Origin of the sequence: Ichthyenterobacterium magnum (assembly GCF_003610635.1) — a bacterium.
In the GTDB taxonomy this organism is placed as follows: domain Bacteria; phylum Bacteroidota; class Bacteroidia; order Flavobacteriales; family Flavobacteriaceae; genus Ichthyenterobacterium; species Ichthyenterobacterium magnum.
Genome location: NZ_RAQJ01000003.1, coordinates 400,556 through 416,263, shown reverse-complemented (window position 1 = coordinate 416,263; position 15,708 = coordinate 400,556). Strand labels below are relative to the sequence as shown.

The 15,708-nt window shown below is 33.1% G+C and carries 11 protein-coding genes; 2 read left to right on the top strand and 9 right to left on the bottom strand.

Annotated features, from left to right (window positions below):
* Both BXY80_RS10125 and BXY80_RS10120 read left to right on the top strand, forming a co-directional pair.
* The coding region (locus BXY80_RS10125) for a T9SS type B sorting domain-containing protein (protein WP_147376124.1) at positions 1-363 on the top strand (363 nt) is incomplete at its 5' end.
* A gap of 107 nt (positions 364-470) precedes the next feature.
* A complete protein-coding gene (locus BXY80_RS10120) occupies positions 471-2,087 on the top strand; it encodes a lipocalin-like domain-containing protein (protein ID WP_120201545.1) in 1,617 nt (538 codons plus the stop codon).
* On the opposite strand, the gene BXY80_RS10115 is transcribed toward BXY80_RS10120, so the two are convergent.
* The 9 genes from BXY80_RS10115 to BXY80_RS10075 all read right to left on the bottom strand — a co-directional run bounded on the left by BXY80_RS10115 (position 2,088) and on the right by BXY80_RS10075 (position 15,707).
* Positions 2,088-3,263 carry an LETM1-related biofilm-associated protein gene (locus tag BXY80_RS10115; RefSeq protein WP_120201543.1) on the bottom strand — a complete coding sequence of 392 codons (1,176 nt, stop codon included), beginning with the start codon at positions 3,261-3,263 and terminating at the stop codon, positions 2,088-2,090.
* 182 nt (positions 3,264-3,445) lie between these two features.
* Positions 3,446-4,081, bottom strand: a complete 636-nt coding sequence (locus BXY80_RS10110; RefSeq protein WP_120201541.1) for a superoxide dismutase family protein — start codon at positions 4,079-4,081, stop codon at positions 3,446-3,448.
* 72 nt (positions 4,082-4,153) lie between these two features.
* Positions 4,154-7,375 (bottom strand): WD40/YVTN/BNR-like repeat-containing protein, encoded by a 3,222-nt coding sequence (locus BXY80_RS10105; protein WP_120201539.1) that lies wholly within the window; start codon positions 7,373-7,375, stop codon positions 4,154-4,156.
* 168 nt (positions 7,376-7,543) lie between these two features.
* Positions 7,544-8,122, bottom strand: coding sequence for a YdeI/OmpD-associated family protein (locus BXY80_RS10100; RefSeq protein ID WP_120201537.1), 579 nt, complete (start codon positions 8,120-8,122; stop codon positions 7,544-7,546).
* Positions 8,123-8,372: 250 nt separating this feature from the next.
* Positions 8,373-9,548 carry a nuclear transport factor 2 family protein gene (locus BXY80_RS10095; RefSeq protein WP_162843303.1) on the bottom strand — a complete coding sequence of 392 codons (1,176 nt, stop codon included), beginning with the start codon at positions 9,546-9,548 and terminating at the stop codon, positions 8,373-8,375.
* A 207-nt stretch (positions 9,549-9,755) separates the two neighbouring features.
* Positions 9,756-11,564, bottom strand: a complete 1,809-nt coding sequence (locus BXY80_RS10090) for an acyl-CoA dehydrogenase family protein (RefSeq protein ID WP_120201534.1) — start codon at positions 11,562-11,564, stop codon at positions 9,756-9,758.
* A 41-nt stretch (positions 11,565-11,605) separates the two neighbouring features.
* Positions 11,606-11,953, bottom strand: coding sequence for a four helix bundle protein (locus tag BXY80_RS10085; protein ID WP_120201532.1), 348 nt, complete (start codon positions 11,951-11,953; stop codon positions 11,606-11,608).
* A gap of 49 nt (positions 11,954-12,002) precedes the next feature.
* Complete coding sequence (locus BXY80_RS10080; RefSeq protein WP_120201529.1) at positions 12,003-13,196, bottom strand: acetyl-CoA C-acyltransferase; 1,194 nt, start codon at positions 13,194-13,196, stop codon at positions 12,003-12,005.
* A gap of 102 nt (positions 13,197-13,298) precedes the next feature.
* On the bottom strand, positions 13,299-15,707 hold the full coding sequence (locus BXY80_RS10075; protein WP_120201527.1) for a 3-hydroxyacyl-CoA dehydrogenase/enoyl-CoA hydratase family protein: 2,409 nt from the start codon (positions 15,705-15,707) through the stop codon (positions 13,299-13,301).
* Position 15,708: the final 1 nt, after the last annotated feature.

The following is a 15,708-nucleotide window of genomic DNA, read 5'->3' as shown; positions in this document are numbered from 1 at the left end:
GAGTCTAATGTGTTTGAAAACGTAAGTTTAGGTTACCACACGATTACCATTATAGATTTAAATGGATGCGCAGAAGTAACCAAAGATATTGTTGTGATTGATGCACCAAAATTTATGACACCAAATGGAGATACTTATTTTGATACATGGCATATTACAGGTGTAGAAACTTTGCCTGGCACAATTATTTACATATTTGATCGTCAAGGTAAACTGCTTAAAACGCTAACTCATAATTCGCCGGGTTGGGATGGTACATACAACGGTTATCAAATGCCAGCATCAGATTACTGGTTTTTAGCCAAAGTGCGTAAAGATAATATTGCTTTTGAGGTGAAAGGGCATTTTTCGTTACGATTGTAAGTAAATATTATAAAATATTCCTCTTAATAGATTAAAAATAGTACATAAACTGTAAAATTTGTAATCAGAGAAATTAAGCATTAGTTTTATTTCTAAATAATAATGTCATGAAACTTAAAACCAACCTGTTATTAGTTTTTATTATTTGTGTTGCTTCATTTACTTATGCACAAGATTGGAAAGTCTATCCTTATGAGCCTTCAGGTCAAGTAGCGTTTCCTGTAGATGAGGGACGACATACTTCTGAACCTATAGAATGGTGGTATTCTGCAGGACATGTTGTAGGACAAAATTCTGGTAAGAATTACAGTTTTATGTATACCTTTTTTCATTACCCACAATTTGGATATGACGGCTTTAGGATATTAAACATTACAGATGATGATACCGGTACATTTTATCAAGATGTAAAACCCGTAACATATACCACATTGTCTACAACAGATTTTAATATTGAAGCGACAGTGCTTTTAGGAGGTACAGAATATTGGCGCAATAAAGTTGATGGAATGTTAGTACCTATTCCTTTTGAGTATGAATTATCTGCAGCTTCAGCAACCGAAGGATTAGATTTAGAATTTGTAACCTTAAAGCGACCATTAATTCTTGGTGATGATGGTTATCTAGATCAGGGCTTAGCTAATTATACTTACTATTACTCTCAAACAAAAAATGATGTTACAGGAAACATTACTGTTGCTGGTGTGAGTGAGCCTGTAATTGGAACTGGTTGGATTGATAGGCAATATGGAGATTTTAATCCGTTAACAGGAGAAAAATACGAGTGGTTTAGCATGCAGTTGTCTAACGGAATGGATATTAATTTATGGAATATATTTACAGCAACTAGACAAATCCCAGATACAGAAAAATATAAAATCTTATCTGCTTATGTAGATGAAAGCACACAATATACTAGTAGTGATTTTGAAATAGAACGTTTGGCTTTTAATTGCATGCCAGATGATATGATGTGCTATTCTAAGCAATGGCGATTAACATCTACAACCAATAATCTAGATTTAATTATTTCTACACAGCATGACAATACAGAAGTACAGTTGCCTTTTCGTTTTTTTGAAGGCGCAACAACAATTACTGGAACTGTTAATGGAAACCCTGTAACTGGAATTGGTTTTGCCGAACTACTACATGATTACCAAAATCCTGAAGTAACGATAACTAGCCCAAATGGTGGCGTCTATGATACAGCAATGCCTATCTCTTGGACTTTAACTAATCCTGATGATGGTAGACCTGTGTTTTATGATTTAGAATATAGTGTAGATAATCAAGCTAATTTTTTACCTGTAGTTCAAGGTTTAACAGATACATTTTATCTATGGACCAATCCAACATTACTGACTGGTGATGACGTTTGGTTTAAAGTTATTGCTTATTCTATCGATGGTACTTTAACCAATACAATTATAAGCCCTACATCGTCTTCTGCTTTTATAACCTTATCTACTCAAAATATTGAGGAAAATAAAATACAATTGTATCCAAACCCTGTAGATGATATTTTGACTTTAGAGTTTAATACTAATTTAAATGATGTGGTTTATGAAATTATTGATTTAAACGGGCGATTAATTTTTAAATCTAAAAAGTTATCTACTTCTAACATAGAGATTAAAGCAGAGCATTTAACTTCTGGGTTATATTATATTAAAGTACATCATGATGTAATAGAAACTGTTTTAAAATTTATTAAAAAATAGCTATTCATCATCTATTCTGTTTTCATCAAAAGATGAAGGTAATAGTTTAGGAATAAATTTAATAACAAGCGGAAGTAGTAACATGCCTCCTGGTAAAATAAAAATGGCCAAACTTGGTATGGACTTAAAAATATCTAGTAATTGATTCTGTACTTTTTTTTGTTCTTCGTCTGTAAGCTTTCTAGTTGTAGATTGGCTAATTAAAACCATGAGTTCCTTACTTTCTTTAAGCTCTTTTAATAAACGTTTGCTATTTCTATTTATGAGCTTATTTACCATTTTGCTTGAGTTGTTATAAAAACTCTGCATCATGTTTTTTGAACTCAATAAAGCAATCTTATCCTTGTTAATGGTGAAGAAAGTGTTTATGTCGTCTACAGATTGTTCAATGATTTGGTGTTCTAAATTTAAATCATCTCCTAACTGATTTAAAAAGACTTGCTCTTCTTTACTAATAATTTTGTCACTCCAAAAAGCCATACATACCAAGTCTGTAATGTAATATTTGCCTAGCTGACTTTCAATGTTTTTAATAACATCATCATAGGTGAGTTCATTCTTGTTTTGGTAACGTAGTGATGATTCAAAAAGTTTAATTAAACTTTTATCATATTTTGTTTTTACTTTTTTGTAATCTAAAACAGTAAATATGATGGTTTCTATTGATGACTCTAACTTTTTTAAATACGTTTCAGAAATAGAATTAGTAACTAGGTATCTTTTATAAGCTAAAACATCAACAAAAAGTAAGGCATTGGTAATAAAATAATTGAAGTTTTTAGTGATAACGTTATCATCAATTTGAATACGTTTATCAATCATATCTTCTAATAAATTTGAAGATTTTTTCTCTCCCAAAAGCTCTTCAAAAAATGAAGACGTATAAGTGTTTATAGAATTGTAGAAATTAATAATATTGTCTATAAATCCTTCTTTGCATCCTGACCAATTATGTAAATAGTAAAAAGAAAGAAAGAGGTTAGCTTTACATAATTCTTCATGTGTTAAATCTTTATTATCTATTAGGTTGTGTACAATTGAAACGTTGTTGCCATAAATGAAACCAGATGTTTTTAATACATTATAAAAATCTATTAATGAAAGTTGAAGGTAGGTTTCCTTTTTAGAAACATCTTCTAAGAGTTTTTTTATCCAGCCTTTGGCAGAAGGATTCATTAGGGTTTGCTTTTGGTTAAAAATAAAGAGGCTGTATAAAAAATGTCATTCTGAATGAAAATGAAGAATCGCAATAAAATCAAAATTTTGATTTATAGATAATTGAGATTTTTCGACTCCGCTCAAAATGACAATCAAATCACTTTTTATACAGCTTCTTTTATATGTTTTCTTTTTTAAAACTATTGAATGATGCCACCACAACTCATGCGTCCACCAGCTGCTCCAGTTGGTTGTGAATAGTCGTCTGCTCCAGCATGAACTATAATGCCTTTGCCTACTATGTCTTTAGTTTTATCACCACAACCAATACACCACTCGCTAGTTGAGAATGTTAGTGTACCACTACCATTTGCATTTGCCTCTATGTTTCCAATATCGCCTTTGTGGTAGCCTTCTGTGCTTCCCCATTTACCATGTGGTTGTCCAGTAGGATTCCAGTGACCTCCTGCAGATTTTCCATCTTCAGAAGAGCAATCTGCTTTTTCATGTAAGTGAATTGCGTGTGTGCCTTCAGATAAACCTTTAAAAAAGGCTACCATAGTTACAATGCCTTTATCTTGAGTAAATAGTACTTTTCCTTCTACACTACTACCGCTTTTAGGGTCTAATTGAACTCTTAATTCTTTCTTTTCATTATAATATGAAGGTCGTTCTTTAGCTATTTTAGGTGTTGTAACTTCGTTACTTTTTTTAGTAGCATCTTCAGTTTGTTCTGTAACTACCTCAGTAGCAGTCTCAGTTTCTTTTTTATCATTTTTACAAGCTGTTATAATACTTAAGCTTAATATGGCTACAATAAAAATCGATTTTTTCATTATTATATATGTTTTATATGTATTAAAATTAATCATTATTTGATGATTACCAAACTTCTTTGTTTATATACGTTAATCTAATTTAAATGTTTTTAATTCTTTAAACGGATTGGTTTTTACGTTTTCCATTTTCATTTGATAAGGTTTCCAGTCATCATTAAAGAACGTGTTGGTTTTATCTAAAGCATCATTTATGGCGTTTTTGGCATGCTTTATTAAAATAGTCTCAGTTGTTGTTATGCCATTTGGTCTAGTGCTTGCATAAAAACTAGCATTACCAATACGGTCATTAACAGTTACTACAGATGTATTTGTAATGCCTTGACGCTTGTCTTCTTTCCCAAGATATAAATCAATAAGTTCGTTTATTTTTTTAATAATGTCTTTAGAATCTTTTATAGCATCTTTATACTTTTCTTTGTCTAAAGTTTTTAAATCTGATTGAAATTTTTCGGCAACATTTTTACTTTCAACTAACTGCTTAACAGCATCTGCAGTAGTTTTTGTCATCGCCTCAATTTTTTTAGAAACTGAATAAGCTTCATTAATACTTGCTAAAGATTTTTCTACTCTTGGGTCTGATTTTACGGTAATTTGTGTTTCAGATTTTTGATCTCCAAAATTAAGAACAGCTCTATAAGTTCCTGGTTTTACTTGTACACCACTTGGTTCACGCGTTTGTTTGGTAATGGTTCTTGATGGTCCAGAGACACCAGCTTCATCCATATACCATGTCCATTTATGAATTCCTGTAGAGTCAGGCGCTTTTTGTTTTAAGGTTCTAATTAAACGTTGGTTATCATAAATATTTAATGTTAATGAATCCCATTTTACAACATTATCTTCTTTTTTATCTGATTCATCATCTGTATCCTTATTGCTCTCCTTTTTTGTGTCAGCTTTTTTATCAATTTTAGCATAATAACTAAATAAAGCACCGCCACCTTTATTTTCTCCACTAAACATGGCATCAGCACCAAAACGACTTCCTGTTGGTTGTTGGTAAGCTGCTTGATAAGCTGTAGGAGGTGAGAATAATTTTAATTTTTGACTAAGAACACTTTTGTTTTTCGCCATAGCTCTAAGTGGCCTAATATCATCTAAAACCCAAGCAGCTCTTCCAAAAGTACCAATAACTAAATCGTGTTCACGTGGTTGAATTACTAAATCTTTTACAGAAACTGTTGGAAAACCTTCAGTCCATTTAGTCCATTGTTCTCCAGCATTAAGCGATATATATAAACCATCATCTGTTCCTAAAAACATAAGGTTAGGTTCAACAATATCTTCAACAATAGATAATGTATAGCTTTGTACATCATTGCTATCTACAATGCGTTGCCAAGTTTTACCATAATCTTTTGTTCTATAAGCATAAGGCGTGTAATTAAATCGTCTGTAATCATTAGCAATTAGTAAAGCTTCTCCTTTATTTTTATTTGATGCTTTTATTTGCGGAATCCAACTTCCTGCAGGTAATCCTTTAATGTTTTTTGTTACATCTGTCCATGATGCTCCGCCATTAAGCGTATAATGTACGCGACCATCATCAGTACTAACCCAAAGCATGTCTTTTTCTAAGACTGAAGGTTCTATAACTAAAATAGTACAGTGGTTTTCTGCTCCTGTAGCATCCATAGTTAAACCACCACTTTCATTTTGTTTTAGTTTTTCTGGGTTGTTGGTAGATAAGTCATCAGATATTATGGTCCATGTTAAACCTTTATCTGTAGATTTATGTACAAATTGACTTCCGAAGTAAATAGTACTATTATCAAACGGGTCTATACTTATAGCAGAATTCCAGTTAAAACGAAGTTCTACATTTGGTTCTGGATGCGTTGGTCTTACGTAGTAATTATTGCCAGTTTGCCAATCGTAACGACTTACATAGCCTTGTTGACTCATAGACCAACCATAACGCGAATCGTCTTTATCAGGAACCACATCAAAACCATCACCAAAACTTAATTCTTGCCAATAACTATTACGAATACCTTGAACTTTCCATACATAAGCAGGACCTCTCCAAGAGCCATTATCTTGCATGCCTCCATATACATTATAAGGGTATTCATTATCTACATTTATATGATAGAATTGAGCCACTGGAAGGTTGCCAATAAAACGCCAAGATGCTCCACCATCTTTGGTGATATTCATACCGCCATCATTACCATCGATCATGAAGTTTCCATTTTTTGGATGTATCCACCAAGCATGATGGTCTGGGTGAATACCATTACTTACGCCATATGCTGGCATTAGCTGTTTAAAACTTTTTCCGCCATCTTCACTAACATTTACATAAGTGTAAATTGAATATAAACGGTTTTCATTTTGTGGATCCACATAGATCTCTGAATAATAAAAAGGTCTATTCCCAATACCATCAGAACCTCTTCCGCTAGATTTGTCGTTTACTTTATGCCATTTAAAACCTCCATCTTTACTTTTATATAGGGCATTTTTTTCAGCTTCAATAAGTGCGTAGATAATATTAGGTTTACTTGGTGCAATAGCAACACCAATTCTACCTAGGTTTCCTTTTGGTAAACCATCTTTTTCTGTTAGTTTTTTCCAAGTTTTTCCACCATCATGAGTGATGTGTAAACCAGAGCCTTCACCTCCAGAATTAAAAAACCAAGGGTCACGCTTGTGCTCCCAAAGTGCAGCAATTAGTTTGTTAGGGTTTGTTGGATCCATAACTAAATCTGCAGCTCCAGTTTTATTATTTGCATATAGTATTTTATTCCATGTTTTTCCGCCATCAATAGTTTTATAAACACCACGTTCTGGATGTTCTCCCCAAGGCGATCCAATAGCTCCAGCATATACTACATCTGGATTTGTAGGGTCAATTATTACACGATGAATATGACGTGTGTTTTCTAATCCCATTAAAGACCAGCTTTTTCCTCCATCTAAAGTGCGATAAATACCATAACCACCATTTAAACTATTTCTTGGATTACCTTCTCCTGTACCAACCCAAATTACACTTGGATTTGATTGCTGAATTGCAACAGCTCCTATTGATGCTGTAGCTTCTTTTTCAAAAATTGGGTCCCATGTCACACCACCTGAAGTAGATTTCCATAAACCACCAGAAGCTGTGCCAACGTACATTATATCTGGATTACTATGTACAACATCAATGGCAGTAACACGACCAGACATTCCGCCTGGACCTATACTTCTTGGTGCCATGTTTTTTACTAAACTCATTGAAAACTCTTGGGCAGAAAGTAACGTAATACTTAGTAGCATTACAATTGAAAAAAACTTTTTCATGTATTAATATTTATTGTTTTTTGTGGTTACATGGAATGCCAAATTAACTTTTTGTTTGGTGTTAAAAATTAATTTGGACATTTCATTTATTTAAATTTTGATTGGAATTTGAAAGCATTAAAATTAATGAAAATTAATTGTGATTGATGTAAAAGCGTGTTAATATATCTACCAATCACTTCTAGACTTAATATTAGCATTACAAAGTTTAATGATTTCTGTGATTCGCTTTTGTTTAGTTGTATCTCTCTTCGCTGAATTTAACCAATATAAGTAACCTTTTCTATAAGAAGGTGAGAAGTTTTTGTAATTAGAGTAGGCTTTAGGTGATTTTTTAAAGGCTAATTGTAGTTGCTCTGGTATTACTTCATTATCTACATCGTCTAATGCCGTCCATCCTCCATTTTTCTTTCCTATTTCAATACTCTTTAGCCCGCTTTCATGTATAAGATTTGCTGCGCTTAATTCTATAATATATTTTTTGTTTAAAGCACTCCAAACACTTTTTGGGTTACGAGGTGAAAAGTATTGTCTTCGTTTTCCATTTCCTAAACTTTTTACTGTAGAATCTATCCAGCCATAGCAAAGAGCAACTTTAACAGCTTCTTCCCAGCGCATGGTTGGGGTTTTTGTTTCTAGTTTATAGAAGATAAGATATACACCTTTTGAGGCGTTATGATTTTTTATCAACCAGTTTCGCCATTCGGTATCTGTTTTAAAGTATAGTTCTAGAATATCTGAATTCAATGTGTTATTTTTTATAGTTAAACTTTACAGTTTCAATTGTATCTTTATTTTTAATATCTGCATCAACATTTATTTTGGTATCTATCATTAAACAGCCTTAAGGGTTGCTTTTCTTTAGTTTGACTTCACCTTTTCAGTTACCTGCAATCCAAGCACAATTTTCTAATTTAGGTTCTAATGTGATTTTGTTTTAGCTAAAACTATTTGTACCAATTAATACGAGTAATATAAATGCTAATTTTTTCATAAGTTATTGCATAAAAGTTACTTTAATAATTTTACCGTTTTTAACTTCATAAATGGCTACAACATTTAAAATTTGTCCGTTTGCAGTGACTTGCTCTTCATCTATAACTTTATTGCCAAATATAATTCTCTTTTTAACAAACGCTCTTAAATCTTTAACTCGATTAAACCAATCGTTATAGTTTTTTCGCATAGCTTCTTTGCCTTCTGTTTGCAGGGTGTTTGGATACTGGTATAGTTTTACATCATCTGCATAATCTTTCATAAAAGCATTAATGTCTCTTGCATTGTAAGCATTAAGATTTCTTTGAATTATGGATTCAATATTTGTTTCATTAGTTGTGTTTTCAGAATTTGTATTTGAATTGTCTGAGCTTTCTTCTGAAATATCTTCAGTTTCTTTGGTTGCTTCTTTTTGAGTGCTAACATCACCTGCTATGAGCAATTTGTTACCTTCAGTATTAACAATTAAACGTGTGATTTTTGTAATACCATCTGAACCTAAATTGGCTATCTGTTTCCAACTAGTATCTGTTTTTAGTCTTAGTTTATATAGTAAATTATTTTTTCCAGATAATAATGTTTTGCTATCTAACCAGCAAATATCTTCGACATCTTGTATAGTATTTGCAATAACTTTTGTTTTTCCTGTTAATGGATTAAGTGATTTTATTTGCCATTGATTTTTATTTTCTTTTGAAATAAAACTTACTAGATTGCTATTAGGTATTCTATGAAATGAGCGCCCGACATTGGTTGCATGTTTTATATTGCTTCCATCTAGAAGGTTACTTACAAATAGGTTTAATTGCTCTTTTTCAATCACGGCAGAAACCACAGTGTGTTTATTATACCAAGTGTAATAAGCGACAACTAAATTATTAATAAGTTCTTTAGATTCTCCATTTCGTAAATTATAAGTATACAAGCGTTGTTTACCATCTTTATCTAAGCGTACTGCAGAAACTTCATCTTTATGGGGGATTTTTAATGGCGTATATTCTCCACCTTCGCTAAAGTTTACCCAAGATTTTGAATCATACCGTGTATCGTATTTTGCAATATCTGTTTGCCCATTTCTCATTGAGGCAAATACAATATATCTATCATTTATAAAAGAAGGTTGGTTATCATAACCTTCATTATTTGAAAGATTTTTGACGTTTTTCAGTTCAATCATGGAACTGTTATTTTCTAAATCAAAAAGAAAAATTTCTGTGTTGGTTTGAGAAAAACCAAATACAAAAAAAAGAAAACATAAAGCTGAAAAATATAATTTCATAGTATTAGTATGTGATTAAATTTTTTAAAGATAATAAATATAAAAAGCCAATTCGGTATTTCGAATTGGCTTTTTTTGTTTCTAAAATTTGAAGCTAGTCTAACTTTAAAAACAATATTTGTTTTCAGCTTTTACTTTTTCAGCAATCTCATTTCTTAAATCAACAATATCTGGATAGTTTTGATATTTAGTGAAACGTTTTAATCCCATAAGCATCATACGTTGTTCATCACCTTCAGCAAAAGAAATGATGCTTTCTTTACCTTTATCTTCGATGATATTTATAGCATTATATAAATACAATTTAGACATTGCTATTTGTACCGATTGAGAATCTGCGCCATAACGTTTTGCATTCTTTTCGGTTCTTAAAACTGCTGATTCTGCCATATATATTTCAATTAAAATATCTGCAGCAGCAATTAGTAATTGTTGGTGTTCTTCTAATTCTTGTCCGAATTTTTGAACAGCAGCTCCAGCTACCATTAAGAACACTTTTTTAAGCTTAGCAATCATCGCCTTTTCTTCAGAAAATAGCTCAGAATAATCAGGTGTTTCAAACGAAGGAATTCCCATTAATTCTTCTTGTACTTTCATTGCAGGATTTAATAAGTCTACATGGCCTTTCATAGCTTTTTTAACTAACATACCAACAGATAGCATTCTGTTGATTTCGTTGGTTCCTTCATAAATACGAGCAATACGAGCATCTCTCCAAGCGGCTTCCATAGGCGTTTCTTCAGAGAATCCCATACCTCCAAAAATCTGAATGCCTTCATCTGCCCCATTTTGTACATCTTCTGATACCGCTACTTTTAATATAGAACATTCAATAGCATATTCTTCTACACCTTTAAGTTCTGCTTCCTGGTGAGAGTTTCCAGACGCTTCACGAATAGCAATACGATCTTCAATGTTTTTTGCAGCTCTGTATGTTGCCGATTCGCCAGCATAAGCACTAGTTGCCATTTGTGCTAATTTGGTTTTAATAGCACCAAAATCTGCAATTGGTGTTTTAAATTGTTTACGTTCGTTTGCGTAATTTACTGCAGTTGTAAGTATACGACGTTGAGAGTCTAAACAAGCAGCAGCTAATTTTATACGACCTACGTTTAATGCATTCATGGCAATTTTAAAACCTTCACCACGACCAGCTAACATATTTTCTACAGGAACAACAGTATCGTTAAAAAATACTTGACGTGTAGAACTAGCTCTAATTCCTAATTTGTGTTCTTCTTCACCAAGAGTAATGCCATTTGGATTTTCTCCATCATATTCTACAATAAACCCAGTAATATTTTTATCATCTTCAATACGTGCAAAAACAATCATTAAACTACAGAAGCCTGCGTTTGAAATCCACATTTTTTGCCCATTTATTTTATATGATTTTCCATCTGCAGATAATTCGGCAGTTGTTTTACCAGAGTTAGCATCAGAACCTGCTCCAGGTTCAGTTAAGCAATAGGCCCCAAACCATTCGCCAGTTGCTAATTTTGGGACATATTTTTGTTTTTGCTCTTCAGTACCATATAAGGTAATTGGCATGGTTCCAATTCCCGTATGCGCACCAAAAGCAGTACTAAATGAACCAGTTCCAGATGAAATATAATCACATGTAAGACATGTAGATACAAATCCCATTCCTAGTCCACCATAAGCTTCGGGAACAGCAACACCTAAAAATCCAAGCTCACCTGCTTTACGCATCACTTCTTCAGTTAAGGCGTAATCTTTTGCTTCAAATCTGTTTTTATGAGGAATAATTTCACGGTCATTGAATTCCATAACCGCTTCTTTCATCATCGTTTGTTCTTCTGAAAAATCTTCAGGAGTAAATACGTCTTCGCATTTTGTTTCTTTTACTAGGAATTGTCCGCCTCTTAGTATGTCTTTTTCTGTTGTTTCCATTTTTTAAGATTAATAGATTCAAGAACCAAGAATCAAGACTGTTAAAGTCCAGATTTGAAACTTGAAATCATTTTTTGTATTTGTTTTATTTTGCCTTCTAATTCTTTAAATTTTTCTTCTGTAATATAGCTTTCATTAAAAGCCACATTCAATTGTGTTTCCCATTCGAATGCAGAACCTAAACTATGCTCTAAGTAATTTGCAAAGTGTTTACTTGAACTTTTGCTAGAGCCTTCAGATATATTTGAAGGAATTGAAACAGCATATCTATTCATTTGGCTCATTAATCCATAAGTTTCATACTTAGGAAAACTTCGGGTTATTTTATAAGATCCTGAAACAAGTTCCATACTTTCATTCCAAATCTTTAGCTTCTTGAAATTATGCATAGTTTTACTTTTTAGTTTTGTCTCTTGGTTCTAAGCCTTTTGATTCTTATTAATTAAGAAACTCAAATATTCCACAGGCACCTTGACCAGTACCAACACACATGGTTACTGCGCCGTATTTTCCTTTCATATTTTGCTTACGCATTTCATCAAATAATTGTACAGATAGTTTTGCGCCTGTACAACCTAAAGGATGCCCAAGTGCAATGGCACCACCATTTACATTAATGATATCTGGGTTTAAGTTTAACTCACGAATTACCGCTAAAGATTGTGAAGCAAAGGCTTCGTTCAATTCAATTAACCTTAAGTCATCTTGTTTTAGACCAGCTTGTTTTAAAGCTTTTGGAATCGCTTTTACAGGACCAATTCCCATAATACGAGGTTCAACACCAGCAGCTGCATAGTTTACCATTCTTGCAATAGGTTTTAGGTTTAATTCTTTAACCATATCTTCACTCATAACCATTACAAAAGCGGCACCATCACTCATTTGTGATGAATTTCCTGCAGTTACACTTCCACCAGCAGCAAATACTGCTCTAAGTTTTGCTAAAGCTTCTTTACTAGTCTCTTTACGAGGTCCTTCATCTTTTGTAACTGTATATTTTTTAGTTGCTTTTTTTCCGTTAGCATCAATATATGTTTGTTCTACTTGAATTGGTACAATTTGATCTTGAAAACGATTTTCTGCTTGTGCTTTTAAGGCTTTCATATGAGAATTGTATGCAAACTCATCTTGATCTTCACGAGATATCTTGAATTGGTTTGCTACAGCTTCAGCCGTATTTCCCATGCCCCAATAATAATCTTCGTGACCAGCTTTTACAATAGCATCGTAATTTAGTTCTGGTTTAAAGCCAGTCATTGGAACACTACTCATACTTTCTGCTCCACCTGCAATGATGCAATCTGCCATTCCAGCTTGAATTTTGGCAGTTGCCATTCCAATAGTTTCTACTCCAGAAGAGCAAAAACGATTAACAGTTACTCCAGGAACATCAATTACTTCTAATCCCATTAACGAGATTAAACGTGCCATATTTAATCCTTGAGAGCCTTCAGGCATTGCGTTACCAACGATAACGTCGTCAATACGTTTAGGGTCTAAATTTGGTAATTCCTTCATCATATGCTGAATTGTTTCAGCAGCTAACTCGTCAGTTCTTTTAAAACGGAACACGCCTTTTGGTGCTTTACCAACTGCGGTTCTGTATGCTTTTACTATATATGCTGTTTTCATTCTTTTTATGCTTTTGGCTATTAGCTTTTCGCTTCTAGCATCTATAATTGTTTTATTAAAATGACCAATAGCAAACTGCTAAAGGCAAATAGTTTAGTAATTTTAATTACGTAATGGTTTTCCTTTGGTCAACATGTGCTGAATACGTTCTAAGGTTTTACGTTCTGTACATAAACTTAAGAAGGCTTCACGTTCTAAATCCAATAGGTATTGTTCTGTAACCAATGTTGGTTCTGATAAATCTCCACCAGCCATAACGTATGCTAATTTGTTAGCAATTTTCTTATCATGTTCACTTATGTAATGACTTGCTTGCATAGAGTCTGTACCAACCAAAAACATACTTAATGCTTGTTTGCCTAGTACTTTGATGTCTTTACGTTTTACAGGTTGCGTGTATCCCATTTCTGCCATTAATTTAGCATGTTGTTTAGCTACAGCAATTTGACGGTCTTTGTTTACAACAACAATATCTTTTCCTTTTTGAAGAATTCCTAAATCGAAAGCTTCATAGGCTGATGTTGCGACTTTTGCCATTCCGATTGTTAAGAAATATTCTTGAAGTGTGTTTAATTCTACATCTCCTTTTTTGAAAGTATCTTGAGCTCTTAAAGTCATTTCTTTAGAACCTCCACCACCAGGAATTACACCAACACCAAATTCAACTAAACCAATATAAGTTTCTGCAGCAGCTACAACTTTATCAGCATGCATAGATAACTCACATCCACCACCAAGTGCCATGCCATGAGGAGCAGCAATAGTTGGAATAGAGGAGTAGCGCATGCGCATCATTGTATCTTGGAAATACTTGATAGCCATATTTAGCTCATCATATTCTTGTTCGGCAGCCATCATGAAAATCATGCCAATATTTGCACCTACAGAGAAATTTGCTGCTTGGTTACCAACTACCAATCCTGCATAATCTTTTTCAGCCAAATCAATAGCTTTGTTAAGTCCAGCTAAAACATCGCCACCTATGGTATTCATTTTAGACTGGAATTCTACATTAAGGATTCCATCTCCTAAATCTTCAACTACAACACCAGAATTTTTAAATACTTCAGATGTTTTTCTAATATTATCTAGTATGATGAAACTGTCTTGTCCAGGAATTTTTTCTTGTGTTTTCTTTGGAATATCGTAAGCATACGTTGCACCATCTTTTACTGTATAGAAAGATGTGCTTCCAGAAGCTAACATTTCAGAAACCCAAGCATTTGGCTCAAGACCTTCGGTTTTCATCATTTCAATTCCTGCTTCAACACCAATAGCATCCCAAATTTGAAAAGGACCATGTTCCCAACCAAATCCAGCTTTCATGGCATCATCAATCTTATATAAATCGTCAGTTATTTCAGGTATTCTATTTGAAACATAAGCAAATAATGAAGCAAAACTCTTTCTATAAAATTCACCAGCCTTATCTTTTCCTTTGACTAGAATTTTGAATCGATCTACTACTTTATCAACCGTCTTGGTGAGTTCTAAGGTTGCAAATTTTGCACGTTTCTTTTCTCTATATTCTAATGTATTAAGGTCAAGAGAAAGTATTTCTTTTTTGCCTTCTGCAGATACATGTTTTTTATAAAAACCTTGTCCTGTTTTACTTCCTAACCATTTATTTTCCATCATTGTGTTGATGAAATCAGGAAGTGTAAAAAGTGCATTACATTCGTCTTCTGGGCAATTCTCTTTAATTCCGTTTGCCACGTGAACTAGAGTGTCTAGACCTACAACATCAACTGTTCTGAAGGTTGCAGATTTTGGACGACCAATAACAGGTCCTGATAATTTATCAACTTCTTCAATAGTTAAGTCCATCTCTTTTACAGCATGAAACAAGCTCATGATGCTAAATATTCCGATTCTATTTCCAATAAATGCAGGAGTGTCTTTTGCAACTACAGATGTTTTTCCAAGGAATTGCTCACCATATCCATTTAAGAATTCAAGAACTGAAGCATCAGTTTTTGGTCCTGGAATGATTTCGAATAATTTTAAGTAACGTGCAGGATTAAAGAAATGTGTTCCGCAGAAGTGTTTCTGAAAATCTTCAGAACGACCCTCGCTCATAAACTTAATAGGAATTCCAGATGTATTTGATGTAATTAAAGTTCCCGGAGTTCTATATTTTTCTAGTTTTTCAAAAACTTGTTGTTTGATGTCTAGTCGTTCTACAACAACTTCCATAATCCAATCGACATCTTTTACTTTAGCAATGTCATCTTCTAAGTTTCCTGTGGTAATTCTGTTTTTAAACGAATTATGATAGAGTGGTGCCGGCTTCGATTTTATAGATGCTGTTAATGCATCATTTACTAACCTGTTTCTAACAACTTTATCTTCTAGAGTTAAGCCTTTTGCTTTCTCTTTATCATTAAGTTCTCGTGGTACAATGTCTAATAATAAAACATCAACACCAATATTGGCAAAATGGCAAGCGATTCCGCTTCCCATAATTCCTGAACCAATAATGGCTATTTTTTTAATTCTACGTTTGCTCATA